A 24,233-nucleotide genomic window follows, 5' to 3' on the forward strand; every position below is an offset into this window, starting at 1 on the left:
CAAGGCCGACGCCAAGGCCAAGAAGACCGGCCACGCCGACGTCTCCGCCTACCGCGAGATCGCCGACACTGCCGGCGGCACCGAGTTCACCGGCTGGCGACCTCCTCAACAAGGGCGGCCAGCAGCACCGACAGCCCGCCGGCACCGCCGGTCACCACCAGAGGCCGCCAGCTGCGACCCTGGATTGCGACGTCTACACCAACCAGCAGAAGGCCCTCATGCCCCCGGTAATGCACCCCTGACCGAGACCGGACGGCTGCGGCTGACCCGCTGCGTGGCCGAGGACGGCTGGCCCCGAAATACCGCGAGGGAGGGCCGGACAAGCACTTCCAGGTATGGGTGCCCCGCGAGCACGAGGTCTTCGCAGTGGAACCTGTGGCCGAGGTGCTCCAGGACTGGCCTGCGGACGACCCGGTTGGCGCGACGCTCTTTCCTGGATCCCGTGGTCACCCGCACAGTCATGCGCCCGTCGCCACCCCCTCACATCCGCTCCTTCATGGCTGCGACCAGAACGGTTCCTTCGTGGCGGACGGCTAAAGGGTGTTGCAAAAGTTCTGGATTGGGCAGGGTCAGAGTGGTGTCTGACGTGCTGTTTCACCCCGCCGGGACGAGATTGCGCATGGTGGCGACGGCCTGGACGGCGTGGTGGAGGCCCGTCGCCCTTCTGGCGGCAGTCGCGGAGGACCTTCCAGTTCTTCGGGCGGGCGAAGGTGTGCTCGACGCGGGCCATCACATGCCGGTGTTCGGCGTTGTCCTCTTCCTGCCCTCAGGAGAAGCCGTCCGGCCCTTCTGCGGTGCGGGACGATGAGCCCGGTGCCCAGGTAGGCGCCGTCCGCCCCTCACTGTCTTCCCCGCGGCTTGGCGGGAAGGTCGGAGCGCGCCAGACGTGGGCATCGGCCATGTTCCACGGCGTCGGCCGGGCGGAGGCAATGACCAGGCGGCTGTCGGCGTCGATGACGATCTGCACGTTCGCCGAGAAACGGTAGTACCGGGACGAGGTGCCGGCGTACGGACTTACTTTCCTCCCCAGTGGCGTACGGATGAACGTCCCCAGTTCCGTCGCGGCAAGGGCAGGGATGATCAGTCGATCGTCCAGCCGTGCACTTCATGTGCGGCGTCGGCTTCCTCTTCGCCAAGCCAGGCGAGGTTGAACTGCCGGCCCCGCAGTCGAAAGATCCCCTTTGCCCAGTCGGCAAGCTCCTCGTCGAGCTTGTCGGCGGAGATGATCCCGTCGTCGAGGTCGGGCAACTGCTGGGCTGAGCCGACACGGGACAACGCCCACTCAGGAAGCTCTCGCGGATTGCCCCACCGCCTTCGCCAGAAAGGCCCTTCCCTCCACCACCAGGTGGTGACTCGGATCACAAGCACGCCGATCTGTTCGTCTCCATCCATGAGACGTGCGGCAGCTCGGCGGTAGGGGTCAAGCCGGGCATCGGTCGGTGGCTTCGCCCACTGGCGTCTGAACACACCCCCATTCTTACTGTCGCATGCCAGGCTAGGTCGGCCTGGAGCACGAAACCCCTGATCACACCATGTGTGTCTCCCTCTCGATGGCCTTGAGGCGGTTCTTGAGCCGGTGGCTGGGGCCGTTGATGGAGATCACTTCGCGGTGGTGCAGGAGCCGGTCGAGGATGGCGGTGGGGAGGACCTCATCGCCGAAGACCTGGCCCCACTCACTGAAGGTCTTGTTCGAGGTCAGGACGATCGACCCCTTCTCGTAGCGCTTGGAGATGACCTGGAAGACCAGGTTCGCCTCGGCTCGTTCGAGGGGCTGGTAGCCGACCTCATCGACCACGAGGACGGTGGGCTGCAGGTAGGTGCCGAGCTTGCTGGTCAGCCGTCCGGCGGCCTCGGCGGCTTTGAGATTGCGGACCATGTCATCGAGGCTGCTCATCGCCTGCCGCGAGCCGTTCGCAGTGGCACGTATCAGGGGTAGGGGGCCTCGTCCGTTCGTTCAGGAAACCCGGATCGCCCGGTCGATCTCCGCGCCGGTGCGGGCCACGACGACGGGCCACTCGTCCCTGAGGGCGGCAGGCAGAAGATCACGGTCCTCGTCCCGCTGAACAATGGCCGGTCCGCCTGGGACGACGAGTACGGCATCCAGCCGGCGCAGCAGGACGGCCAGGAGGTCCATGATTCCGGCGCCTGCGAAGCGGTTGAAGGTGATGCCGTCCGGGCTCGAGAAGAACACGCCCGCCTCCTCCCCCTCCGCCGTACGCACCTGCAGGAAGTCCGTCCCGGGGTCCCGTGCCACCACATAAGGGTCGAGGACCTCGTGCGCAGCACTCATGTCCAGCGGCGCCGTCTCACCGTCCTTGAACCGGCACACGAAGAGGTCAAAACTCATGGAGTCTTTCCTACACCGGCTCAATCAGGCCGGTGCGGCACCCCTGCCGCGACGAGGCCGGCCGAAGTACGCCCGCGCAGCGTGCGCGTGGCCCCGCGGCAACCACGCCCCCCGCACAGGGGGAGGGCGCCGACGCTCGCGGGCGGCTCGTACCGGACCTGGGCCGCGCCCCACCCGGACGCGCGGACTCAGCGCACGTCGGAAGGCTGATGCGCAGGGCGCGTTCGCGGCGTGCGCGCGGTACGGCCGGTGAGCCCGGGGCGGGCGTGGCGCCGGTGTCTGCCCCGGGCCGCTGTCGGCTGCGGTCCGTCGGACGTTCCCGTCGGCCCCAGGATGAGCTCCTCGTACCGGCCGAGCCCAAGAACCACGCACATCAGCAGGGGCGGGACGAGCAGTGCCAGGCACAACACGGGAGGGCTACCTGTGCTTTGCCAGGGTGCTCACCAGCACGACGAGGGCGAAGGCCACCACCAGAAGGTGCAGCCACACGGGTCCGGATTCGGCGGTCCAGGCGAGCACCGCAGTCGTATTCGATGTCATATGGACGCGCTTGCCCCCGCACGGACGCCGCAACCTCCGGGGAGAGGAAAGTGCCCGGCACCCCGCTGCACAGAGCCGGGGCAGTCTCGCGAAAAGCCATCACTGGCGGCCCATCAGCCCACACCCCCCAGTACGAGGCAGACATCGATCCCAGCCCGCTGGCTGCTTGCCGGGCCTGCGGCGCATCAGGCGCGTCGGCCGCCGCCTTCCGCACCGTCGGCCCTCAAAACCGGGCCTGTCGCCGCTCCAGCGAAGTGATGCAGCCGCTCCCGTGACCTTCCGGCTGAGGAATCGTTCCTTCAGGTGTCGCACGGCATGCATACCGCTCCCCCCTTTACCAGGGCAGCCTGATGTCGACGCCGATGCCCCATCCTGTCAGTTGCAACGTGATCGTGGGCTTCGAGTCGATACGCGAGGGCTTGCCCAACTGGGCGACGCCCAACTTGAGCAGGCGGGCAAGCCGGATGCGCTCGCCGGGGGTGGCCCAGGCCTGGTACCGGTCGAGAAGTTCGACGGTGGCGGTATTGAACGCAGCGCCGGTCTGCTGGGTGTGGGTGATGGCGTCGAGGTAGAAATCCAGGTTCGGGTTGCCGGGTGTACTGGTCGGATCGGTGGCCGTGTCACCCTTCGGGGTGGTGCCGAGGAAGAACGCGCCGAAGCTGGGACCAGGTGCGGCTGCGACGGCCGGGGAGCACGTTGCCCGTGGAGTGGGTCAGCCATTGCCGACGCTGTGCGTCACGTGTGTTCAGCGCCGCCGAGATGTCACTCCATCACCGCCGTGTCCGTACTCCTGGCACCGGTCGGCCGGGACCAGGCCGCCGCAGTCGTGCCGGCGGCACGCGCACCCCTCCCACGGGCTGGCGTACGGCACCCCGGGAGGAACCACCTCGACCCCTCCGAGGTGCCCCGCAGGCCCGGCGGCCACGTCGGCGTCACCCGCAGGCCACTCGATCCCGTACGGAACCGGTCGATCGCCCTTACCTCGCTCAGCACCGCCAACGGTGCCGTTCCCGGCGCCGTCAGATAACACGGCGTGCCGATCACGCGGCGCGAGGTGAGGAGGATCCAAGGGGGGCGGCTGTCTACGGGCTCGCGGCTTGCGGCTGGGGTTCCGACCGCTCACGATGCACATGCGCCGTTTCAGGTCAGGCTTCGCTTCGGGCCTCCATCCTCTTCTGCTGTCACCGGCCCGTGGAGCAGTTCCGAGGCCGCCGAGCGGAGGTTTGGAGGGTTCATCAGCCGCTACGGCAGCCGGGCGGACGTAGGGGTTGAGCTGGTCGGGGTGCTCGAGGGCGAGCACACCGTGCGTTCCTGGACATCGGAGCGCAGCGAAGTGGAAGGGCCCCGACAGGGTGCTGGAGCGCTCTTCGAGGTCAGGCTGGAAGGCGGGGCCGGGACGGGTTGTACGTGGCCGGGCTGCCGTTTCCTGTGGGGGGTGATCGGGCGCAGGGTGGGAAGGCGCCGGGTGGAGCTGCAGTGAAGGGTGGTGCGGGCGATGGCCAGACCGGTGTGGACGGGTGGGCGGGTTCAGGCTCGTGAGTTCTCTGAACTCTGGCGGGTGCAAGGCGTCAGTTGCGCATAGGCGGTTGTGCCGCTTCGCATCCTGCGCCACCAGGAGGTGGGGCGCACTCAGGACGGACGCGGCTGGGCCTGTTGAGTTGGCTCGCTGTCAGAGGGTGGCGGCAAGATCATCGTCATGAATGGCACACGTACCACCCCGCCGCGGCCGGTCGACATCGCCGCGGTCTTCCCCGCGCTGGCCCCGCTGGCCCGCCCAGCGGTCCGGTTGCACCCGCGTCCCGGTTCTCCCACAGTGCACGACAGCTCGATCGGAGGGCCGCTGCTGTGGCCCACACAGGAACCCTGGCGGTACTGCCGCATCGAGCATGAAGGCCTCCACCCCCTGGTGCCCGTGGCCCAGTTGTACGCGCGGGACATACCCCTGCTGCGGCCGCCCGGGCGGTCCGACCTGCTGCAGGTCCTGTGGTGCCCTTCGGAGCACGCGCCGGACTCAAGCATTCCGATCGAGTTGTGCTGGCGGACCGCCGCGGATGTCACCGACGTGCTGGCCGCGCCGCCCGAGCCGTTCGACGCCGACGAGGACCTCTACGTGCCTGAGCCGTGCGTGCTCGCGCCGGAGCAGGTCACCGAGTACCCCGATTCCCTGGAACTCCCCGAGGAGGTGAAGCAGCAGATCACGGACCCCGCGCCCTGGCGGGCGGCGGGCATTCCGGTTGGCGATGCCGAACCGCTGGAGCTCTATGACAAGGCGCTGTCCCACGCCCCTGGCTGGAAGATCGGCGGCTGGGCCCCCTGGGGACTGACCGACCCCGTGCCGCGGTTCTGTGTGGCCTGCGGTACAGCGATGACGCCGCTGCTGACCATCGCCTCGTCCGAATGGCACCGCAACAGCACGAGTTGGATCCCGAACGAGGACCGGGTCCCCGGTACATCCGACGACAATTGGTCCAATCCTCCCGACATCACGGTGCTGGACGCCAACCACCTCCAGCTGTACGCCTGCCCGGCGAGCGGAGGCCACCCGCACACCGTCCTGGTCCAGTGAGGGCCTGCGGAAGGCCCCAAACCGAGTGACGGAAATCCGCACTCCTCCGCCCGGCCGAGGCTGTCGGGTACGCCGCCGCAGGGGGAGAAGCGCTCCCCGCGGCCACCCCTGTATCGGCTCCACGCTCCGCGGCAGCCGGGCCAGGAGCTCGCGGTGCAGCTGACCCACGTCTTGCCCCGGCGGCCGCCGGTGTGTCGGCCAACTGGTCGTAGGCCATGGAGGAGCGGCCCTCGATCCCGGCGGCCGAGGCCTTCTTACACAGCTCGGACTTCGTGAGCTCCTTCAGCGGCCGGGTGGGCGCCGGGCGGATAGGAATGCCGTGCGCCGTGAGTAGGAGGGCCAGCACCGTAACCTGCGACACCTATGAGCCGCCGACAAAACGAGACGCCCCCTGTCCATACCGGCCTGGCCATCTGGGCACCTTACCGCCCCGGGCCTGATCACCGGGGAGGCTCGGGGCCGGTGGTCGATATCCGCAAGGGGTCGCGGCGAGGACGCCCAAGGTCCATGGAAAGGCGAGAGCCGCTCCGGCCGCTGGCGGAACACGCCTTCCGGCCCGTGCCGGGGCCGGGCGGAACGCGGAGGATGCCGAGGTCGCCGGCCGTAAGGGCGGTGCCCCGGTCAATTATGGCGATCTTGTCCTTGGCCCCGGCTCAGGGCAGCGTTCAGCTGGCGGTGCCCTTCGGGAAACTCAGCGATCTCGGACGCTGGCCTCATGTAACGGTGTGGGTGAGTGCCACAAGAGCCCTTTCACCCCGGGGATCTTGACCCCTTCGAGCACAGTTCCCGTGAGCTTGGCACCGGTCAGATCTGCACCGTCCAGGTCTGCGTCGGCCAGGTATGCGTATGAGAGGTCCACGTTGCGCAGGTTGGCATCAGTCAGCTTCGCGAAGCGGAGATCGGCCTCCCGTAGGCTGGCGCATCCGCCCTCTGAGGGCAGAGGATCACACCAGCTCACTGTTGTCAGGTCGGCAATGTTCAGGTCGGCACCCTGCAGGTTGGCACCCCGCAAGACCGTTTCGTGCAGGTTGGCACACTTGACGGAGCACAGCGTGGCATGCGCCAGGTTCGCTTCTTCTAAGGAGGCATTTTCAAGGTCGGCGTACGAGAGGTCCACGCCGCGGAGATCCGCCCCAGTGAGCACCGCCCCCTGCAGCCTGACGACCGGGCCCGGCAGCCAATCGCGCAGGTCTGTGTGGCTCAGGTTCACCACCGTCCCTTGGTCATGCTCTGGCTGACGTCGCGCCAGCACGTCCATGGCCGTATACACATCAGCCGATGGTGCTGCCTTCCGTGGCAGCGGGGCATGCTGGCGAACATAGGTGGAGAGCAGGGAGACCACGGTGGGCTGATCCGCGGCAGAGTTCTTCATGATGCGCTCCAGGGCGTGGATCCCGTTCACGCGCACGTCTACCGCCTTTGAGGCCAGATTACCCACCGCATCGTTGAAGCGGGTGGTGATCTGCTGGTCCTCGGCAATCTGCAGCTGCCTGCCAGCCTCGCCGACCTGCAGCCAGGTGAAGAGCAACGCGGCGATGGCCGCCAGACCCGGCAGGCTCAGCAGGAGCAACGGCAACCGCGGGAGCCGAGGTGCAGAGGTGGCGGTTCGGCCTGCACGCCGACGACGGTCCGCCAGGCGGCGCCTTGCAGCACGCCGCCGCACATTCCAGCGAACCCGTCTAATAGACGCAGACCTGGCCATATCACCATTGCTGCACGCCCAGGCTCAGGAAGGAACGCGCCACACCGCGGGCTTCCCCCGTTCGTGGGAGTTGCGCAGCGCCGAACTCCTCGACCGCCCCAGCGTATGGCGACGTTTGGCTTCCTCACCTCCTTCTCGGGGACGCGATAGCCCGGCCGGGGCAGGTACCGGCCGCTCAGGCCGGGCGAGGGCCGCCCCGGTTCGCCTGCCGGGCCATGGGCCAGGTGCGGGATCTTCCTCACCCGCTCCAGGACGGTCACCTCCACTGCTTAACCATCCGAGGGACCCCTCCTGCTACCTGGTCTTTTCGTAAGTTCGGCGGATGTGGTGGCGGTGTGGGTGGGAGGCTGTAGGGATGGCTTATCGACCTTCGCCGACCGCAGCCGGCGCATCCCTTCCTCCGCTGGCGCGGCCCGAGTTGGCGGCGGCACGTCGTGTTCGGGCGGTCCAGTTGTTCGAGGACGGTATCTCGAATGCGGGATCGCGCGGGCGGTGGGGGTGCGTCCCGCGAGCTTGCGGCGATGGCGGCGGGCGTGGGAGAAGGTGGCCCAGGCCTCAACACGCCCCGCCTACAAGCTGCCGGTCATCGCCACTGCACCCGCCCACGGAAGCTCAGGTGGCTACCGGCTGCAGCATGGGGGCCGCCACAAACAACCGCGTGGAACGCGCCCGGTGCACCGACCTGACCGACTCGAATAAGGGCTTGTTGCCCGACCTGGTGGCAGACGGACGAGCCGAGAGTGCGGGGACGGTCCGGGGGTAATGCCCCCAGGGGCGGATGGTGACAGGGGCTGCGTCGGTCAGGCGGTGGCGGGCAGCGCCTCAAGTCGTTTGACGAGGCGGCGGAGCACGATCAACGGGATCACCCCGAAGACCCCGAAGGAGATGTCGATAAGGCTCCAGCCGAACGGTATACCCCGGACGGGCCCGCAGATCAGGGCCAGGGGGATGATGCCGGCGCAGGCGACCATGCCGGCATCGATGATCCAGACGTTGCGCACGGGGTCGCGCAGGACGCCGTAGAAGAAGACGGCGATCACCAGGTGGGCGAAGGCGAGCCAGTCGGTGCCGTAGAGGAGGAACGGGTATTGCGCATCGGCCTGGTCCAGGCCCTCCCCGACCCGGCTCAGCCACGCGTGCGACACCAGGGAGTTGGCCCAGCGCAATTCGGTGACCAAGGGGAAGGCCGTGAGCCCGCTGAGGACGAGGCACACGATGAAGAAGACCAGCCAGGCACGGATACGCCGCTGGAGGGCGTTTCTCTCGCTCATGGCAGCACCCTACCCCCGAAGTTGAACACGTTCAGCAGATTTCCTGAACGCGTTCATTTCCGTGGCGATGATCACAGGCTCTCAGGTGTCCACGGCATCCCGGTCGTGGACTTCGACTGTCGTCGAGATCGAGACGGCAGCAGGCGTGTGGGTCGCCGGGACAGCGGCGATGCCCAAGCCCGACCACGCCCTCATCATCCTGACCAACGCGACCGCTGACGAAGCCGCCGTCTTCGCCCGCTGGCTGCGGGACTCCTTCGTCCCCGCACCCCACCCTGATGCGCTTCGCCAGCAGCCTCGCCGTGGCCAACGGCGAGCAGGACCCATGGCCGTTGCCGGCAGAAGGGGGCCTCGAAGCGATCGCCACGGAAGTGAGGCGACAACCTCGCCTCCATCGACGACCAGTAGCAGGGCGGCGGGCCACCAGTGAGTCGGGCTCTTCCAAGAGCGCCGCTCACGCCACCTGGTAGGTCGGGAACCTCATCGTACGGTTCCTCGCCGGGCAGGTACGGGCCCGGTGCGCAGGAGAGAGCCAGGGCATCCAGCCCCGCGCCGCCCCCCAACGGTCGGCGCGGGGCTCCATGGCAAGGAGATTCACCTGGGCACGAGGGCGTCGTCCCGGCCGAGCCGTCCGGTCAGGGCCTCTACGAGGCGATGAACCGGATGGGCACCTGTCGAGGACCGTCTCGGCGGGTGCCCAACTCGTGCCCTGGTCGGCCGGCCGTGGGCGGGGCGGGTGCCGCTACTCGGCGGCCTTGGCACAGGTCACCTTCGCGAACTTCGAGGTGACGGTGTACGTGTCGTTGGGGACGCCGGTGAACTCGAAGAACCCGTCCTGGATGGTTTGGGTGGTGTTCACGACGGCGCCGGAGGAGTTCTTCAACGTGACCGTCTCCGCCACCGGGAATCCCCTGCCGGACACGCCGTAAGTCGTACCCGGACCCTTGGTCACGGTGCACTTGATGGCGGCCTCCTCGTCCGACACCCACTTCGGGCAGATCGCCCTGACCCGACGTCCCGCGGCGCTGTAGGTGTCGTTCGGCAACCCCGTGACCTCGAAGAAGCCTCCTGTGATGGCTGTGGTCGTGCGCACCGTGGTGCCCTGTGAGTTCTTCACGGTGACGCGTTCGCCGGATCTAAACCCTTCGCCCGACACCCCGAACGTGTTGTTGGGGCCTTCCGAGAGGAAGCAGGTGGCGCCGGGTGCGGCCCGTTCCGCTGCGTCGGCCGTCATCATGGTGACGGTGGTCCACCCGCTGAACGCCACAGCGGCCGCGACCGCGGTGGACAGGGTCTTCCTTCGCATGAGTTGTCCCTTTCCTCGACTGAACGCAGTCGCTTCGCTCGAGGAGGGCCCCGCCCGCGCACGTCTCCCGTGTGCCTCGCGGAGGAGTGTCGGCGGTGAACGTGTCCTCTCAGGGAGCTCACCTCGGATCGGCAGGCCTGAGAGCCGACAGGCAGTGCCCAGGGCCCCGGTTCCTGCCGATGGTGGTTGAGGTGTCGGCGTCCTCGACCTCGGCGCGAGGAAGCGGAGCTGCTGACGACACGTGGAGGTCTGTGACCACCCACACCCCCACGGGCGGCCTCCATCCACTCCCCACTATTCCACTGGGCGGGGCGAGCCGCATGTGGGCGTGCTCGGCGGCGCCGGGGAGCGCACCAGAGCCTTGCCGGCCGCCCCCTCGACCGGGTCTGTCGATCGAACGGATCGGTCCCGTAATCGGTGGTGACGAGGGTGGCGGTGGTCGTTGACGCTGCATGGATGATGTCCAAGGCCTTGGGGTGTGGTGATTTTCGGGACTTGCGTCGCTGGCCGTCGATGACGTGGCGGCGGGGGCGAGTTCATCCGGATGCGCGCCCGGACGCGGGACCGAGCCGGTGCAGTGCCCGGTGTGCGGGCACGCCGAGGGAGCGGGTGCACGGGATCCACCGACGCACGATCGCGGACGTGCCGACGGACGGCAGGCGGGTCGTGGTGGCGGTGCAGGTCCGGCGCCTGGCCTGCCCGGTCAGGGCTGCCACCCGCAGGCGTTCCCGGTGTCAGTCGCGGCCAGGCCTGTCACCGGTTTCGAAGAGCAGGTCCCGGTAGCGCTGACCGGCTCCGCCCGCCGGCTAGGCGCGGCGGTCAGCCACACACAGCTACGTACTGCCGCCTCCGGGGATGGGGTGGGCGATCACCGGGACGCCCGAGGCGAGCGCCTTCACCGCCATCCGCCCCCACGACTCGCGCAGGCTCGGCATGAGCATCACCCGCGCGTGGGCGTAGACGTGCTCGCGCATCCGGTGACCGGACGTAGAGTGCGCCACCACCGGCGCGCGCCCTCGCGAGCCCGGCCCAGCGCACTGCGGCAGAGCCGGCTGACACCAGGGCAGTCCTGCCTATGTCCCTGGCGGCGGAACGCCGCCTTCCACACGAATGTCAACCCGTGCGTCAGTGTGTCCGGCCCCGGAGAGCAGGGCCTCGTAAAGGCGCCGTGGCATCGACACCCGCGCCGGGGGTCACCACGGCGCGGGGTGGTACACGGCGCTCCTGTGGCGCACACGCCTGTCACGAAACGCACCGGTGGGGGCTTGCGGGGACCTGGGCCGGACTTCCTGCCCCTCCACCGGCGCCGCAGGGCCTCGGTCGCTGAACCACACCGGCCTTTCCGCAGGATCCGCCAGCAGGCCGTGGGCCCGAACCCCCTGGGGTGAGGGATGCCCGCGTGCCGGATCCGGTCCGTAGACGCCGGCCGACGCCGGCCGGGGTGGCTACGTCTGCCGGCCGGGCCCGACATGCCCGGACCTCTTGCCCCCGCCGCCGTGACACGATCAGCCCCGGTGGCAGGCCGGCAGGGGCCGGCTTGGGGGAGTCACGACCGTGTGCCCCGCCCGCCGCCGCAGCGCTTGGCCGTGGTCCACGACGGGCTGGCCGATACCTTGCCGGCGCGGCCGGCGGCTTGCGGGGCGAAGGGCGCAGGCGCGGTCAAAACGGGGGTGCCGGTGAGCTCCAGAAGGCACACGAACTGGTCCCGTGGCGCTGCCAGGAACAGGGCCCGGCGGTTGCGGGCGGCGGTATTGCGAGCGTTTACAAGGGCGTTGAGGCCGGCAGAGTCGCAGAACGTGAGGTGTTGGAGGTCCACCACAACCTCTGTGGGGCGCGGTTTCCCGGTCAGAGCCTCAGTCAGGACGCGGACTGTCCGGCCGCGGCGGCGCGGTCGATGTCCATTTCGCCGTAGGGACGCATCACCATGGTGGTGGCCTGGGTCTCGACGACGATCGGGGCACGGGCATCGTCTTCATCGGCATGCACGCCTATTTCCCCTGCGATCCGGTACCGGGCCCGGCCACCGTAGGGGCACAGGAAGGCATTGGCCAGCGCGATACCGGATTCCGCCCGGCTGAGTGGCCGAAACTCGCCGCTGGGCGGACGCCACCCAGGGGACGATTCTCGGTACTGACCCGGTGGGGTGCGGGGCGTGACGCGGGCCCGCTTGTGGCTTCTACCCGATCACCGGCGGGCGCAGCTCCACGCGCCCATGCCCTGCATGGCGGCCAGCTTCTGGGCCGTAGCGATTTGCTCCGACCTGGTGGCGAGGTCGGCGCGAGGGGCGTATCGGGCACCGCCTGCGGCCTTCCAACTCGATTGTGTGAACTGCAGACCCCCGTAATGGCCGTTTCCGGTGTTGGCACGCCAGTTGCCACCGGACTCACACTCGGCAATGGCATCCCAACTGACCTTTGGTTTTGACAAGTGGTCAGCGGCATGAGCGCTGAAAGCACTCATTGACACCAACTGGCAAAGAACCGATGCCCACAAAAGGGGCCAGGTCATGCGGGCGGTTCGGCAGCGTTCCTGGAAGCGGGACATGGATCCTCCGTAAGTCGTCAGTCGGCCCGGAAGGACCGGGCGTAGCTGGTGGCTTCACGCCTTCAGGTGCAGGAGTGGCCACGCGGTTCACGTGGCGCCCCGGATGCCCATGGTGATGCGCGCGCTTCGTGTCGTCACTGATTACGGGGATGGCAAAGGGGTGTTCTTCGGACAAGGTGGATATATAACTGCATGGCTGGGCGTTCTCCGGTTCTTCCTCCGTGCTGCTGCCGGCCCGCTCCAAGTCCCGCCACGGTGTTCTCCCTCCTTGCCTGCACGACTGCTTCTCGGCAGGCCCGCCATGGTCCACCTCCACGCTTCGCCGACGGCGGTGGCTCGTCACAGGCGCCCGCCCGCACGGTGGACGGGGACTCCTTCCTCCACCTGGTGACGGCTGCTGCCGTACTGGGCCCTGCCGTCCCGGCAGGGGTTCCGGCTCGGCCGCGAACCCCGCCTCGGCCCATGCGTCCGCGCTCGGGACCGTCGCACCTGTGCCGCTCGTGGTTTGCGGTACCGACGCGGCCACGGAGCTCGGGAGGTCGGCCGACCGAGCCGGGTCGTGTGCCGTCGCCCTCCGAGTCGCCGCCGGCTACACCAGGACCCTGCCCCACACTCGCGGCGCCCACAGGTCCTCGCGAGGGGTCGAAGGCCGAGCCCAAGCCGGGGGGCGCTCCGGATCGCCGAGTGCCCGCATCCCCGAAGGCGGTCAGACGCCGTCCGCCGCCGGAACGCAGCCGCCCTCACGGGTCGGAGATCACCGGTTGAGCAACCAGATCGCCCCGTTCAGCGCGGATGCGTAGGCCACCCACAGGGCGAGAGCAGGACGGCGTCCGTCCCCTCTGCCGCGTCGGACGACGAGTCAGGCGGCGACGGCGATCGACCCGTACAGCACGGTCCACACGGGCCCGAAGAGCCATGCCGGCGGCGCCCAGCCGGGGCGTCGCAACGTGCGGTAGACGCCCCCGGCGTCGGCAGCCGCCAGACCTCCGACGACGGCCACGCCGTAGGTGAGCGCGAGGAGGGCCAGCAGCGAGGGCACCGGCCGGGCCAGCTGTGCACGCAACGCCGCGCCGGTCACCGCGCACCCCGCCGACGCACGGGAGAGGCGCTGCACCGCCCCGTGCCGCAGGCTGTGGAGGGACGCTCCATGGGGGTCACCGCCTTCCGGTCGGGGGGCGCGGACCGTTTCGTCGCCCCGACCAGTACTTCACTGCCCGGCGTGCGGACGGATGCACTCCATCGACCGCTGCGGATCCCGTCCGGCATTTCCGCCGGGGCCTTCGTCCGCGGGATCGGCGAGGCGCCTCGCGCTGTGCACGGCCGGCCTGGACGCGCTGATGCGGGCCGGGCTCGCGGAGGAGCGGCAGCGCATCGGGCAGGCCGGCATCGAGCTGGCCCCGGGTGAGCTCCTGGCCACGGCCACCGCCCCGGGGGCGCGCCTGGAAGGGGTCACGGCGCGGCGTCATCCGGGCGGGCTCCCCCGTCCAGCCTGAGCCGGGGACGCGGCACCGGCCCGCGGGGGCTCGCCCGGCCGGCCTCGCCGCCCCTCCACCGAAAGGAGCAGGTGCGGGCCCGGACGGACACGAACGGGCGCGCCGGTGGTCCCGGTTCGGGCGGCCGGTCGTTACGGAGGGGAACAGGAAGGAGAACTGCCATGCCGACCCACGGATCCGCACAGCAGCCCACGACCGAGCTCGACGCCCGCTACAGTTCCGCGCTCAACCCCCGCCCGGGGGCCGAGGACGTCACCCCCACCGACTGGGCCGAGGCCCAGCGGCACCTGGCGACCGCCGAGATCTTCTGGGTCTCCACGGTACGGCCCGACGGACGACTGCACGTCACGCCCGTGATCGCGGTCTGGCACGACGGCGTGCTGTACTTCTCCACCGGCCCGGGCGAACAGAAGGCGAAGAACCTCGCCCATGACGCGCACTGCGCGCTGACGACCGGTGGGAACTCGCTCACCGAAGGCCTCGACCTGGTGGTGGAGGGCACGGCGCATCCGATCGCCGACCCGGCGGCCTTGGAGGAGGTGATCGCGGCATACGAGGCGAAGTACGGGGCACACATCACCTCGCCCGAAGGCACCTTCCACGGGATCGGTGACGCCTTCCGTGAGGGGAAGGCGATGGTGTTCGCGGTGGCCCCGACCACCGCGTACGGCTTCGGCCGCGACAGCGGGGTGTACAGCCACACGCGCTGGACGTTCTGAGGAGTCCCGAGCAGCACGTCACCCGGCACGGCCGGGCCGTCGCCACGGGTGGGGCCCACCGCAGCGGTCAGCAGCGGACCGGGGGCGCATGTCCCCGGCGACCACAGCGCGCGCCCGCGGGGCCGGGGTCGGAGGGCATGGGGGTGCCGGATCATCATTCCCTGCCGGAGCGGCAAGCACCCGTTCCTACCCGCCTGGTCGGAAGGTCACCGGCAGGCTCGCGGGGCCGCGCAGGCCGCCGGGGCGCCAGGGGATGTCGTCCGGCGCCACGGCGAGGGCGAGCCCGGGGAGGCGGCGCAAGGCCGTGTCGATGGCGATCTGGCCTTCCAGCCGGGCCAGCGGCGCTCCCAGGCAGTAGTGCGGGCCGTGCCCGAACGCGAGGTGGGCGTTGTCCTGCCGGGTGACGTCCAGGCGGTCCGGATCGGGGAACCGGGCCGGATCACGGTCGGCGATGGCCGAGGCGATCAGTACGGTCGCGCCGCGCGGGACGGTCACGCCTGCGATCTCCACGTCCTCGCGCGCGAACCGGGCGATGCCGGGGCTGACGGGGCCGTCGTAGCGGAGGAACTCCTCGATCGCGCCCGGCAGCAGCTCGGGGTCGGAGCGCAGCCGGTCGAGCTGGTCGGGGTGGGCGAGCAGCATGGCGATGCCGCCGCCGATCAGGTTGACGGTGGTGACGTAGCCGGCGGCGAGCAGCAGGAACACCATGGCGATCAGCTCGTCCTCGGTGAGCTGCTGCTCCTCGTCGCGGGCCGTGATGAGGCCGCTGAGCAGGTCGTCGCCGGGGTGGGCGCGTTTGTCTTGGATGAGGCCGGTGACGTAGGCGCGCATGTGCCGCCACGCCTCGTCCACCACGGCCGGATCCGCAGGCTCGGCGCCCCTCATGAGCATGCGGTCGGTCCAGTGCTGGAACTCTTGGCGGTCGTCCACCGGCACCCCGAGCAGTTCGCTGATCACCGTGACCGGGAGCGGCAGTGCGAAGTCCGCGACGAGATCGGCGCGGCCGTCCGGGACGACCGCGTCCAGCAGCCGGTCGGTGATGGCCTGGATCCGGGGCCCCATCGCAGCCACCCTGCGGGCGGTGAACGCCTTGGAGACCAGGCGGCGCAGGCGGGTGTGGTCGGGCGGATCGCTGCGGAGCATGTTGCTCAGCATCGACTCGCGCTCCGTTTCCGGCAGCTGCCGCAGGAGCCGGGGGTCGGAGGCGTCGCGTACGTCGCTGCTGAGGCGGGGGTCGGAGAGGGCTGCGAGCCCGTCCTCGTAGCGGGTGACGAGCCAGGCCTCCAGGCCGCCCGCGATGACGGCGCGGCGCACCCGGCCTTCCTCGCGCAGCTGCCGGTACAGCGGGAACGGGTTCGCGACGAAGGCCGGGTCGGCGTAGGGCAGGATGGCCGGCTGCTCGCTCATGGTGCCTCCCGAAGTACGTCGTCCTTCATCAACGAGAGTGTCGACATTTTTCCTGTTTGCCCTGTGCGTCAGGATGGTGGCGCTGATCCATCCCTCGCGGTCCTCTTGTCCCAGGTCGGCCGAACCGGCCCGGGACACCCGGCCGCGTCACCTCATGTGGTCCGGCACCGGAGCGAGGTGGCTGCCTGGTCGACAGCCGTGTCCAGGGCTTGGATCTGCGGCTGGAGCTGGGTCAGCGCGTCCTTGCCCGTGGTGTCGCCGGGCAGGTCGTCGTAGCTCTTCTTGAGGTTCTCCGCCGCGTCCTGGACGGCCTCCCGCTCGGCCGACTTCATCGTCTGCCTGCTCTCCTTGACCTTCTTCCAGTCCGTCTGCACGGCCTCGTAGGCCTGCTGCATCTGGTCCTTCGTGGCCGTCGCCGGGTTCAGCGCCTTGAGCGCGGCATTGTCCGACTTCAGCTTGGTCAGATTGGTGCACATCTCGGCGGCGGCCTGCGTGGCCTCCTCCTCCGGAGTCTTGTCATTGCTGGAACATGCCGAGACGCCGACCGCCACGACCGCACAGAGCAAGCCGGAGGCAACGAAGCGCTTCATGGAGACCCGCCTTTCCGCCGGCCTCGCGGCCAGCGCGTCATCCACCCCTGTGGGGCCTGCCGCACTGCCTGGGCCGGGATCGGGCCGCGGATCGGCAGGCACGGCCAACCTGGCACGTCGGCACACGTCCCGCATCCGCGTAAGGGCATCCCCCGCACCTCATACAGAACACCGCCCGAACCCGGTCCTGCAGCGTCGTGCCGGGGTTCTGACGCCCGTGGGCACGTTCCCGAAGAACGCCGCAGCCGATACGCCCTTACGGATGAGACCGAAAACCGCCCGCGCCCTCGGCGGTGTCCGGACCCGCTGGGAGCGGTGAAGCATCTACAGGGCGCCGGCGGGTCGTCAGGGGGCGAGGGCGTAGATGCTGCTGCCGGTGAGCCAGAGGCCGGCCAGGAGCGCGAGGCTGATGACCAGCTGTTCCTGGTGTCCTTCGAGCCAGGTCCGCAGGTCGTGGAGGCGGGTCTGGGCAGCGTCCGGCGCCCAGACGGTGTACAGCTCCATGGCCAGGAGGCTGAGGGTGGCCAGGAGGCAGTAGCCGGTGAGGGCGAGCCGCGCGGGACTCGGTCCTGCCGTTCCTGCGGTCCCGGCCTGGATGTCGAGGCCCAGCCCCAGCAGGTCAAGCACAGCCTGGTCCGCGCCGCGGCGCTGGGCAAGCAGCTCCTCACCCAGCAGTTCCTCAGCGGCGACTGGGCCACCGACGTCGAGGGATGGCACTACCCGCCGCAGAGCATCGGCCGCTTCGGCGACGACTTCCTCAGCCGTGCGGCCGACCAGCCACTGGCCGGCATCGTCGCCAACGACCCCGCCGAAGCGGTCTACTGCGCGGTTGTTCGGGACCGGTGGCCGCGGTGCAGCCGATGGGCTATACCCGGAGCCGACGGGTTCCACCCTCGCCGGTCGAGGGGCGCCCGCCGTAGGGCCGACCGTCCCTCGTCCGGGGCCGGTGCGCCCTGGCCGCCGGGCCGGGAGCCGGAGGACAGTTGTCGGCATCGGCACCTCGACGCGGGTGCCCCCGCCGTGAAGGAGCGTCAGATGGCGACCTATCGGATCTCCGAACTGCACGCCCACTGGCGGGCGGCCAACTACCTCGCCGCCGGCCAGCTCTACCTCATGGACAACCCGCTGCTCCGCGAACCGCTCCGGGCCGCCCACATCAAGCCGAGGCCGCTCGGGCACTGGGGCACCTCCCCCGGCCTCAACCTGGTCCACACCCACCTCAACCGCGCCATCAAGGAACGGTCCCTGGACGCGCTGTGCGTGTGGGGACCGGGCCACGGCGCTCCCGCGGTCCTCGCCAACGCATGGCTGGACGGCAGCTACACGCAGACGTATCCCGGCGTCCCCCGCGACGCCGAGGGCATGCGCACGCTCTTCCGGCAGTTCTCCTTCCCCGGCGGGGTGCCCAGCCACGTGGCGCCCGAGACCCCCGGCTCGATCCACGAGGGCGGCGAACTGGGCTACTCCCTGTCCCACGCCCACGGAGCCGCCTTCGACAACCCGGATCTCGTCGTCGCCTGCGTCATCGGCGACGGCGAGGCGGAGACGGGGCCGCTGGCGGCCTCGTGGCAGTCGGGCACGTTCCTGGACCCGGTCCACGACGGCGCCGTGCTGCCCGTCCTGCACCTCAACGGCTACAAGATCGCCAATCCGACCGTACTCGCCAGGATCCCCGAGTCCCGGCTGGAGGCGCTGCTGCGCGGCCACGGCTACGCCCCGCTGTTCGTGTCCGGCTCCGACCCGTACACGGTGCACCAGGCCCTCGCAGAGGCGATGGACACCGCGCTGGACCGGATCGGGCACATCCAGCGCACCGCCCGCGCGGGCACCGCGAGGCCGGACCAGCCGACGTGGCCGGTGATCGTGCTGCGCACCCCGAAGGGCTGGACCGGGCCGCGGGAGGTGGACGGCCGACCGGTCGAGGGCACCTGGCGAGCCCACCAGGTCCCGCTGCCGGACGTACGGGAGAACCCCGACCGCCTGGCCGCCCTGGAGGCCTGGCTGCGCTCGTACCGCCCGGAGGAACTCTTCGACGCGGACGGCAGCCCGCTCCCCCGGGTCCTGGCCTGCGTACCGGACGGCGGGCACCGCCTCGGGGCGAGTGCGCACGCCAATGGCGGTCGGCTGCTGCGCCCGCTGCCGCTGCCGCCCGTCGACGCGTACGGGGTTCCCGTCACCAAGCCGGGCACCTCGACGCACGAACCGACGCGGGTCCTCGGCCGGTTCCTCGCCCGCATCATGGCGGACACCGCCGCGCGGCGGGACTTCCGGGTCGTCGGCCCCGACGAGACCGCCTCGAACCGCCTCTGCGACCTGTACGACGCGACCGGCAAGGCGTGGCAGGCCGCCACGGAGCCCACCGACGAGCACTTGGCCCGGGACGGCCGGGTGATGGAGATCCTCTCCGAGCACACCTGCCAAGGCTGGCTGGAGGGGTACCTCCTCACCGGTCGGCACGGCCTGTTCTCCACCTACGAGGCCTTCGCCCACATCGTCGACTCCATGGTCGGCCAGCACGTCAAGTGGCTGCGCACCGCCCGCACGCTGCCCTGGCGCGCGCCCGTCGCCTCCCTCAACTACCTGCTCACCTCGCACGTCTGGCGCCAGGACCACAACGGCTTCTCCCACCAGGACCCCGGCTTCGTCGACCACGTACTCAACAAGAGCCCCGAGATCGTCCGCGTCTACCTCCCGCCGGACGCCAACACCCTGCTCGCCGTCACCGACCACGTGCTGCGCAGCCGGGACCGCGTCAACGTCGTCGTGGCCGGCAAGCAGCCCTGCTTCGACTGGCTGTCGGTCGAGGAGGCCCGCGCGCACTGCGCCCGCGGCGCGGGCATCTGGGACTGGGCCGGCACCGAGGCACCCGGCCGGGGACCGGACGTGGTGCTCGCCTGCGCGGGCGACGTCCCCACGCTGGAGGTCATGGCAGCCGCCGCCCTGCTGCGCGAGCACCTGCCGGCCTTGTCCGTCCGCGTCGTCAACGTGGTCGACCTCGCGCGGCTGCTGCCCCAGGAGGAACACCCGCACGGGATGACGGACGCCGCGTACGAGGAGCTCTTCACCCACGACCGGCCCGTGGTCTTCGCCTACCACGGCTACCCCTGGCTCATCCACCGCCTCGCCTACCGCCGCCCGAACCACCCCGGGCTCCACGTCCGCGGCTACAAGGAGTCCGGCACGACCACGACACCCTTCGACATGGTCGTCCGCAACGACCTCGACCGGTACAGGCTGGTCATGGACGTGATCGACCGCGTGCCCGGGCTCGGCGACGACGCGGCAGCGCTGCGTCGCCGGATGGCCGGGCAGCGCCGGCGCCACGGGGCCTGGATCCGCGAGCACGGGACCGACCTCCCGGAGGTGGCCGACTGGTCCTGGCCCTTCCGGTCCGTCGGCGGCCCGGACCGCTCGTTTGCCGCCGACCCGGAAACAGGTCCTTGGTTCCCTCAGCGGAGCCGGCGCAGGTAGGGGTCGTACGGTCGGCCGGGCGCCGGCCGCATATTCGGGGCGGGCGATGACGGGGTTGAGGTCCGCCTCGACGCTGCGGTAGGTCACTCTCCATCCGGGACAGCCGCAGCAGGCCGGTGCCGCCGGCGTTGGAGACGACGGCGACCCGCCGACCGGCCGGAAGCGACTGGCAGTGCAGGAACGCGGCCGTGTCGAGAGCTCGGCGATGCTGCGGGTGGACGTGACACCGCTCGGGCTCTGGGGCCACTCGGACCCTCCTCCCTGGCCCACAGGGCCCTGCGCGAGCACGTGCCCGGCGTGCTCAGATGGAAGAAGGGTTCGACCCCGCCCGCACCCCGTCTCAGGGCGGCGGCAGGATCAATGTGACCGAACAGGGCGAAGGAGAGCCGGTCATGCCCGCACCCCGCTACACCGTCAGTGACGTGATGACGCATACGGCCGTCGCCATAGGCCGCGAGGCGTCCTACAAGGAGATCGTCGAACTGATGAACCAATGGAAGGTGAGCGCGGTCCCCGTCCTGGAAGGCGAGGGCCGGGTCGTAGGCGTCGTCTCCGAGGCCGACCTGCTGCCCAAGGAGGAGTTCCGCCGCGAGGAGCCCCGCCTGCCGGACCAGCTGGAGGAAGCGTCCAAGGCCGGCGGCGTACTCGCCGAGGACCTGATGTCGAGCCCGGCGGTCACCGTCCACCCGGACGCCACCATCGCCGAGGCGGCCCGCATCATGGCCCGCAAGCACGTCAAGCGCCTGCCGGTGGTGAACGGCGTCGGCATGCTCGAGGGCGTCGTCAGCCGCAGCGACCTGCTCAAGGTGTTCCTGCGGCCGGACGAGGAGCTGGAGGAGGAGATCCGCGAGGCCGTGCTCACCGACCTCACGCCGGGCATGTCCCTGGAGTTCTCCGTCCAGGACGGCGTCGTCACCTTCCGGGGACCGTTGCACGACCGCGCTCTGGTTCCCCTCCTCGCTCGCGCCGTCCGCGCCGTCGAGGGCGTCGTCGACGTCCGGATGGAACTCGACGGGGCGAGCCCGGCCGGCGCGTAGGCCGACGGTCCGGGCAGCGGTGATCGCCGCGCAGGTCCTCGACCAGGGGCACGATGACGGGCCCCCGACCGAGGCACCGGCCGTCACACTCGGCGAGACGCACCGCGCCAACTGCGGCGGGCGCGGTCGGCCCCGGGTCCGGTGCCCAGACCTACGGTGAAGATGACGGCGGCCAGTGGGAAGGAGCCCGCCGATGAACGTGTCCGCGTCCATGTCCGCGCCCGCGATATGCATCACCACCACGACGACCATCGGTGAGGCGGCCCGCCAGATGGGCGTTCACGGCATCGGCTGCCTCGTCGTGACGGAGGGCGGCGCCCTGCGCGGCATCGTCACCGACCGTGACATCGCCGTGCGCGCGGTGGCTTCCGGACTCGACCGCGACGATCCGGTGGGAGACGTCATGACCGGCCCGGTCGTCACCGTCGACGTGGCAGACGACATCCACGCCGCGTACCGAACGTTCCGCAACAGCGGCGTCCGGCGCCTTCCCGTCCTCGACGGTCGGCGCGTCGTGGGCATGCTGACCGTCGACGACCTGCTGATGGACGTCTTCCAGAGGGTGGCGGACCTGCTCGGCCCGGTCGCCTGGAGCGTCCTCGAAGAGCCACCCGGCCCCCGGGACGAGATCGGCTCGCACACACAGGTCGGCGGAAAGAGTCCGCCCGCGTCTCGCGGATCCTGATGATGCGGTGCACGGCACTTCTCACGGCCTGTTGCCCTGCCCGGCGGCCGGCCCCGGCGGGTCGGCCAGGGTGGGTCGGCTCCTCGGGCGGCCGCGGCGCGCTCGCTGCTGGAGGTCATGCCTCATCCTCCGGGATGGTGATCACCGGGCAGTGAGACCGGTGCAGCAGGCCGTGCGAGCGACTGCTCGCTGCCGAGGACGAGCCCCGATCCGCAGACGAGCGTGCCGCCGCCCGGCCCCACGAGGAGTACCCGGTAGGGGACCACGGGCGCGCCGATCCCGTTGGCCATGGCCAGGGTCGTCGTCACACACGCGATGTCCAACAGCTCGGCCGCCTCGTAGCCGACCACCACCATGAGCCGCTCCGCCATGCGCCCGACCCTCTGCCGGAAGGACGGGTCCCCAAGAGGACGGACACGGTGACCGGTGACGGCGTTCCGCTGCCGCGGCCGCCGGGGACCGTTGCCTGGGCCGTACGCAGCACGGCACGCGCCCACAGGCGCGCCCCTCGCAGACCGGAGGCACCCGGATGCACACCCTCGCCCACCGCTGACCCACGCTGATCGCCCTGGTCCTCGCGGGCCTCACGTTCGTCGACGGGCAGCCCGCGCCGGAGTTCCTCGCGGGAGTCCTCGTCGCGATGCCGCTGTTCTACCTGCTCTTCGGCACGCTCCGGGGCGAACTGCGCAGCCCGGGCGTCCTCGGCATGCAGCTCGCCGCTCTCGTCGGATTCGCCGCCACCGCCCTGGCGGCCGTGCTCCTCGACGGCCGGCTCACGCTGCTCGTCCTCGCCGCCGGCTGGCTGGGTCACGCGGTGTGGGACGCGGTCCACCACCGCAGGGCGGAGGTCGTGCCACGCCCATGGTCACAGTGGTGCGGCGTCTTCGACGCCTGCGGCGCCCTGGCCCTGCTGCCGGCCGCCGCCTCGACACGCCGCCGGCCACCCGTGACAACGACGACCCTGCCGTCGGCCGGTTCAGTCCTGGTGTCCATGTCCCGTCCTCCTCAGGCGGCGGCGACCACCGCTTCGAAGCCGGCCCCCACCGGCCCGCCAACCGGCCCGCCAACCGGCCAGGTACGCATCCAGGACGTCACTGCCTCCGTCACCGCTACGACCCCGACATTCGGCTCGGGCAGATGGTCCGCACGTCACCCCGTGCCGGGCGTGTGGACGTCAAGTGCCGGCGCCGGACGGGGGGCCCACCCCCGTGGGGCCGCCGCCCGGCGAGGCGGGACGGGAGGTCAGGTGCGCGGGGCGGAAGCGGTCCGCTCCTGCCAGCGGGCGCCGATCGTGCCCAGCATGTTGTCGTAGACGCCGAGGTAGCGGAAGGGCTTGATGGCGGCCATGTACAGGTGGCCGAGGGGGCCGTTGGGCTTGACGAGGACGGCCAACTGGCCGCGGTGGCCGCCGGCACCGTCCGGGACCCAGCTGACGTGGAGCACACCGTGCATCGTTCGGTTGGCGATCTCGGCGGCCCACTCGTCCCCGGTCTGGTAGACGGCGGTGAAGCGGGGGTGGCGGGACGGCGGTACATCGCTGCGGAGGTCCTCCGGCAGGCGGTCGCGCAGGGTGGGTACGCGCGCGCCGAGACCGGCGTCCGGCGCGTCCCAGCCGAGCAGCGCCCCGAGCTTCCAGCGGATCGCGAAGAGCGCGCGGGCCACGGGCGAGGTGATGAAGCCTCCTTCGGCGGAGCCTCCTTCGGCGTGGCCGCCCGCTTCGGTGAACAGCCCGACCAAGTGCGGGAAGTCGTCGGCTCCGCCGGGGGTGGGCAGGGCCCACACGTCTTCGAGGCGGAAGTCGGGCGCGATCGCGTGGATGCGCCAGGGAAGGGAGGTGTGCGCCCTGCTGGGAAGCCTGCTCATGGCCGAACCCCTGTCTATACGGTGGCGTATAGATCTAGGATAAGCCTGATATACGGCAGCGTCTATACGGGTACGTATATTGGCTGTTTGGCGAGCGAAGGGAGAGAAGGCATGGGCTTGGCCCGTACGCCGCGCACTGCATGGATCGAGCAGGGGCTGGAGGCACTGGCGGCGGCGGGGCCGGAGGCCGTGCGCATCGAGGTGCTGGCCCAGGCGCTCGGCGTCAGCAAGGGCGGCTTCTACGGGTATTTCCGCAACCGGAATGCCCTGCTCACCGAGATGCTCGACACCTGGGAGCGGGAGTCCGCCGAGGCGGTCATCGAGGAGGTCGAGGGTGGTGGCGGGGACGCCAGGGCCCGGCTGGACCGGCTGTTCACGATCACCGCAGCCCCCGGCGGGCCGGCCCGGGGTGTCGCCGTCGAACTCGCGGTCCGGGACTGGGCGCGCCGGGATCCGGCCGTCGCGGAGCGGCTGTGGCGGGTCGACAACCGGCGGATGGCGTACCTGCGTTCGCTGTTCGGCTCGTTCTGCGCGGACGAGCGGGAAGTCGAGCTGCGCTGCATGCTGACCTTCTCGCTCCGCCTGGGCGGCCACCTCGTCGCCGCCGACCACGGCGGGCTCAGCCGCACCGAGGTGATGGAGCTGGCCAGGAAGCGGCTTCTGGAGTAGTCCGCGCCGGCTTCGAGGGGCAC

The 24,233-nt window shown here is 70.5% G+C and carries 23 protein-coding genes and 4 pseudogenes; 9 read left to right on the forward strand and 18 right to left on the reverse strand.

The window, feature by feature from the left end; all coding sequences use genetic code 11:
- Positions 1-594: 594 nt before the first annotated feature.
- The 5 genes and pseudogenes from AB0F11_RS30075 to AB0F11_RS30095 all read right to left on the reverse strand — a co-directional run.
- A pseudogene (locus AB0F11_RS30075) lies at positions 595-997 on the reverse strand (transposase family protein); the annotation flags it as partial.
- 83 nt (positions 998-1,080) lie between these two features.
- The gene (locus AB0F11_RS30080) at positions 1,081-1,467 is read right to left on the reverse strand and encodes a hypothetical protein (protein WP_362180342.1); all 387 of its coding nucleotides are present in this window, start codon (positions 1,465-1,467) and stop codon (positions 1,081-1,083) included.
- A 58-nt stretch (positions 1,468-1,525) separates the two neighbouring features.
- Positions 1,526-1,930 (reverse strand): ATP-binding protein, encoded by a 405-nt coding sequence (locus AB0F11_RS30085; RefSeq protein ID WP_362180422.1) that lies wholly within the window; start codon positions 1,928-1,930, stop codon positions 1,526-1,528.
- Positions 1,931-1,954: 24 nt separating this feature from the next.
- Positions 1,955-2,347, reverse strand: coding sequence for a hypothetical protein (locus tag AB0F11_RS30090; RefSeq protein WP_362180345.1), 393 nt, complete (start codon positions 2,345-2,347; stop codon positions 1,955-1,957).
- A gap of 417 nt (positions 2,348-2,764) precedes the next feature.
- On the reverse strand, positions 2,765-2,887 hold the full coding sequence (locus AB0F11_RS30095; RefSeq protein WP_362180348.1) for a hypothetical protein: 123 nt from the start codon (positions 2,885-2,887) through the stop codon (positions 2,765-2,767).
- Between the two features lie 1,696 nt (positions 2,888-4,583).
- Here AB0F11_RS30095 and AB0F11_RS30100 point away from each other — a divergent pair.
- On the forward strand, positions 4,584-5,453 hold the full coding sequence (locus tag AB0F11_RS30100; protein WP_362180351.1) for a hypothetical protein: 870 nt from the start codon (positions 4,584-4,586) through the stop codon (positions 5,451-5,453).
- Between the two features lie 691 nt (positions 5,454-6,144).
- On the opposite strand, the gene AB0F11_RS30105 is transcribed toward AB0F11_RS30100, so the two are convergent.
- The 3 genes from AB0F11_RS30105 to AB0F11_RS30115 form a co-directional block, all read right to left on the reverse strand.
- Positions 6,145-7,029 (reverse strand): pentapeptide repeat-containing protein, encoded by an 885-nt coding sequence (locus tag AB0F11_RS30105; RefSeq protein WP_362180353.1) that lies wholly within the window; start codon positions 7,027-7,029, stop codon positions 6,145-6,147.
- A gap of 926 nt (positions 7,030-7,955) precedes the next feature.
- Positions 7,956-8,426, reverse strand: coding sequence for a hypothetical protein (locus AB0F11_RS30110; RefSeq protein WP_362180356.1), 471 nt, complete (start codon positions 8,424-8,426; stop codon positions 7,956-7,958).
- 742 nt (positions 8,427-9,168) lie between these two features.
- Positions 9,169-9,732: a hypothetical protein gene (locus AB0F11_RS30115; RefSeq protein ID WP_362180359.1), complete on the reverse strand. Its 564-nt coding sequence runs from the start codon at positions 9,730-9,732 to the stop codon at positions 9,169-9,171.
- Between the two features lie 603 nt (positions 9,733-10,335).
- Between AB0F11_RS30115 and AB0F11_RS30120 the strand changes: the two are divergent.
- Positions 10,336-10,440 (forward strand): annotated as a pseudogene (locus AB0F11_RS30120) (transposase family protein); the annotation flags it as partial.
- A 140-nt stretch (positions 10,441-10,580) separates the two neighbouring features.
- On the opposite strand, the pseudogene AB0F11_RS30125 reads toward AB0F11_RS30120, so the two are convergent.
- The 5 genes and pseudogenes from AB0F11_RS30125 to AB0F11_RS30145 form a co-directional block, all read right to left on the reverse strand.
- Positions 10,581-10,715 (reverse strand): annotated as a pseudogene (locus AB0F11_RS30125) (glycosyltransferase); the annotation flags it as partial.
- 563 nt (positions 10,716-11,278) lie between these two features.
- Positions 11,279-11,593 (reverse strand): STAS domain-containing protein, encoded by a 315-nt coding sequence (locus AB0F11_RS30130; protein WP_362180425.1) that lies wholly within the window; start codon positions 11,591-11,593, stop codon positions 11,279-11,281.
- Positions 11,590-11,718, reverse strand: a complete 129-nt coding sequence (locus AB0F11_RS30135) for a hypothetical protein (RefSeq protein ID WP_362180362.1) — start codon at positions 11,716-11,718, stop codon at positions 11,590-11,592. The genes AB0F11_RS30130 and AB0F11_RS30135 overlap by 4 nt, the downstream gene beginning before the upstream one ends.
- A gap of 207 nt (positions 11,719-11,925) precedes the next feature.
- A pseudogene (locus tag AB0F11_RS30140) lies at positions 11,926-12,141 on the reverse strand (transglycosylase family protein); the annotation flags it as partial.
- Between the two features lie 994 nt (positions 12,142-13,135).
- Positions 13,136-13,339, reverse strand: a complete 204-nt coding sequence (locus tag AB0F11_RS30145) for a tryptophan-rich sensory protein (RefSeq protein ID WP_362180365.1) — start codon at positions 13,337-13,339, stop codon at positions 13,136-13,138.
- 166 nt (positions 13,340-13,505) lie between these two features.
- On the opposite strand from AB0F11_RS30145, the gene AB0F11_RS30150 reads away from it, so the two are divergent.
- Together AB0F11_RS30150 and AB0F11_RS30155 are read left to right on the forward strand one after the other, a co-directional pair.
- Positions 13,506-13,769: a hypothetical protein gene (locus AB0F11_RS30150; protein WP_362180434.1), complete on the forward strand. Its 264-nt coding sequence runs from the start codon at positions 13,506-13,508 to the stop codon at positions 13,767-13,769.
- A 161-nt stretch (positions 13,770-13,930) separates the two neighbouring features.
- Complete coding sequence (locus AB0F11_RS30155) at positions 13,931-14,488, forward strand: pyridoxamine 5'-phosphate oxidase family protein (RefSeq protein WP_362180368.1); 558 nt, start codon at positions 13,931-13,933, stop codon at positions 14,486-14,488.
- A 186-nt stretch (positions 14,489-14,674) separates the two neighbouring features.
- Here AB0F11_RS30155 and AB0F11_RS30160 read toward each other — a convergent pair whose 3' ends face one another.
- From AB0F11_RS30160 to AB0F11_RS30170, 3 genes are all read right to left on the reverse strand, one after another.
- Positions 14,675-15,895 carry a cytochrome P450 gene (locus AB0F11_RS30160; protein ID WP_362180371.1) on the reverse strand — a complete coding sequence of 407 codons (1,221 nt, stop codon included), beginning with the start codon at positions 15,893-15,895 and terminating at the stop codon, positions 14,675-14,677.
- Positions 15,896-16,047: 152 nt separating this feature from the next.
- Positions 16,048-16,485, reverse strand: coding sequence for a hypothetical protein (locus AB0F11_RS30165; RefSeq protein WP_362180374.1), 438 nt, complete (start codon positions 16,483-16,485; stop codon positions 16,048-16,050).
- 345 nt (positions 16,486-16,830) lie between these two features.
- Positions 16,831-17,112: a GAP family protein gene (locus AB0F11_RS30170; protein WP_362180377.1), complete on the reverse strand. Its 282-nt coding sequence runs from the start codon at positions 17,110-17,112 to the stop codon at positions 16,831-16,833.
- A gap of 393 nt (positions 17,113-17,505) precedes the next feature.
- On the opposite strand from AB0F11_RS30170, the gene AB0F11_RS30175 reads away from it, so the two are divergent.
- From AB0F11_RS30175 to AB0F11_RS30185, 3 genes are all read left to right on the forward strand, one after another.
- On the forward strand, positions 17,506-19,956 hold the full coding sequence (locus tag AB0F11_RS30175) for a phosphoketolase family protein (protein ID WP_362180380.1): 2,451 nt from the start codon (positions 17,506-17,508) through the stop codon (positions 19,954-19,956).
- 392 nt (positions 19,957-20,348) lie between these two features.
- Positions 20,349-20,993 (forward strand): CBS domain-containing protein, encoded by a 645-nt coding sequence (locus tag AB0F11_RS30180; protein ID WP_362180383.1) that lies wholly within the window; start codon positions 20,349-20,351, stop codon positions 20,991-20,993.
- 193 nt (positions 20,994-21,186) lie between these two features.
- Positions 21,187-21,678, forward strand: a complete 492-nt coding sequence (locus AB0F11_RS30185; protein WP_362180386.1) for a CBS domain-containing protein — start codon at positions 21,187-21,189, stop codon at positions 21,676-21,678.
- A 122-nt stretch (positions 21,679-21,800) separates the two neighbouring features.
- On the opposite strand, the gene AB0F11_RS30190 is transcribed toward AB0F11_RS30185, so the two are convergent.
- On the reverse strand, positions 21,801-22,049 hold the full coding sequence (locus AB0F11_RS30190) for a hypothetical protein (RefSeq protein ID WP_362180388.1): 249 nt from the start codon (positions 22,047-22,049) through the stop codon (positions 21,801-21,803).
- A 269-nt stretch (positions 22,050-22,318) separates the two neighbouring features.
- Here AB0F11_RS30190 and AB0F11_RS30195 point away from each other — a divergent pair, with 269 nt between their 5' ends.
- On the forward strand, positions 22,319-22,990 hold the full coding sequence (locus AB0F11_RS30195; protein WP_362180390.1) for a hypothetical protein: 672 nt from the start codon (positions 22,319-22,321) through the stop codon (positions 22,988-22,990).
- On the opposite strand, the gene AB0F11_RS30200 is transcribed toward AB0F11_RS30195, so the two are convergent.
- Positions 22,921-23,541 (reverse strand): DUF2867 domain-containing protein, encoded by a 621-nt coding sequence (locus tag AB0F11_RS30200; RefSeq protein WP_362180393.1) that lies wholly within the window; start codon positions 23,539-23,541, stop codon positions 22,921-22,923. The genes AB0F11_RS30195 and AB0F11_RS30200 overlap by 70 nt on opposite strands.
- Before the next feature lie 111 nt (positions 23,542-23,652).
- Between AB0F11_RS30200 and AB0F11_RS30205 the strand changes: the two genes are divergently transcribed.
- Positions 23,653-24,210, forward strand: coding sequence for a TetR/AcrR family transcriptional regulator (locus AB0F11_RS30205; protein WP_362180395.1), 558 nt, complete (start codon positions 23,653-23,655; stop codon positions 24,208-24,210).
- The last annotated feature ends 23 nt before the right edge of the window (positions 24,211-24,233 follow it).

This window comes from Streptomyces sp. NPDC032472, assembly GCF_040636955.1.
In the GTDB taxonomy this organism is placed as follows: domain Bacteria; phylum Actinomycetota; class Actinomycetes; order Streptomycetales; family Streptomycetaceae; genus Streptomyces.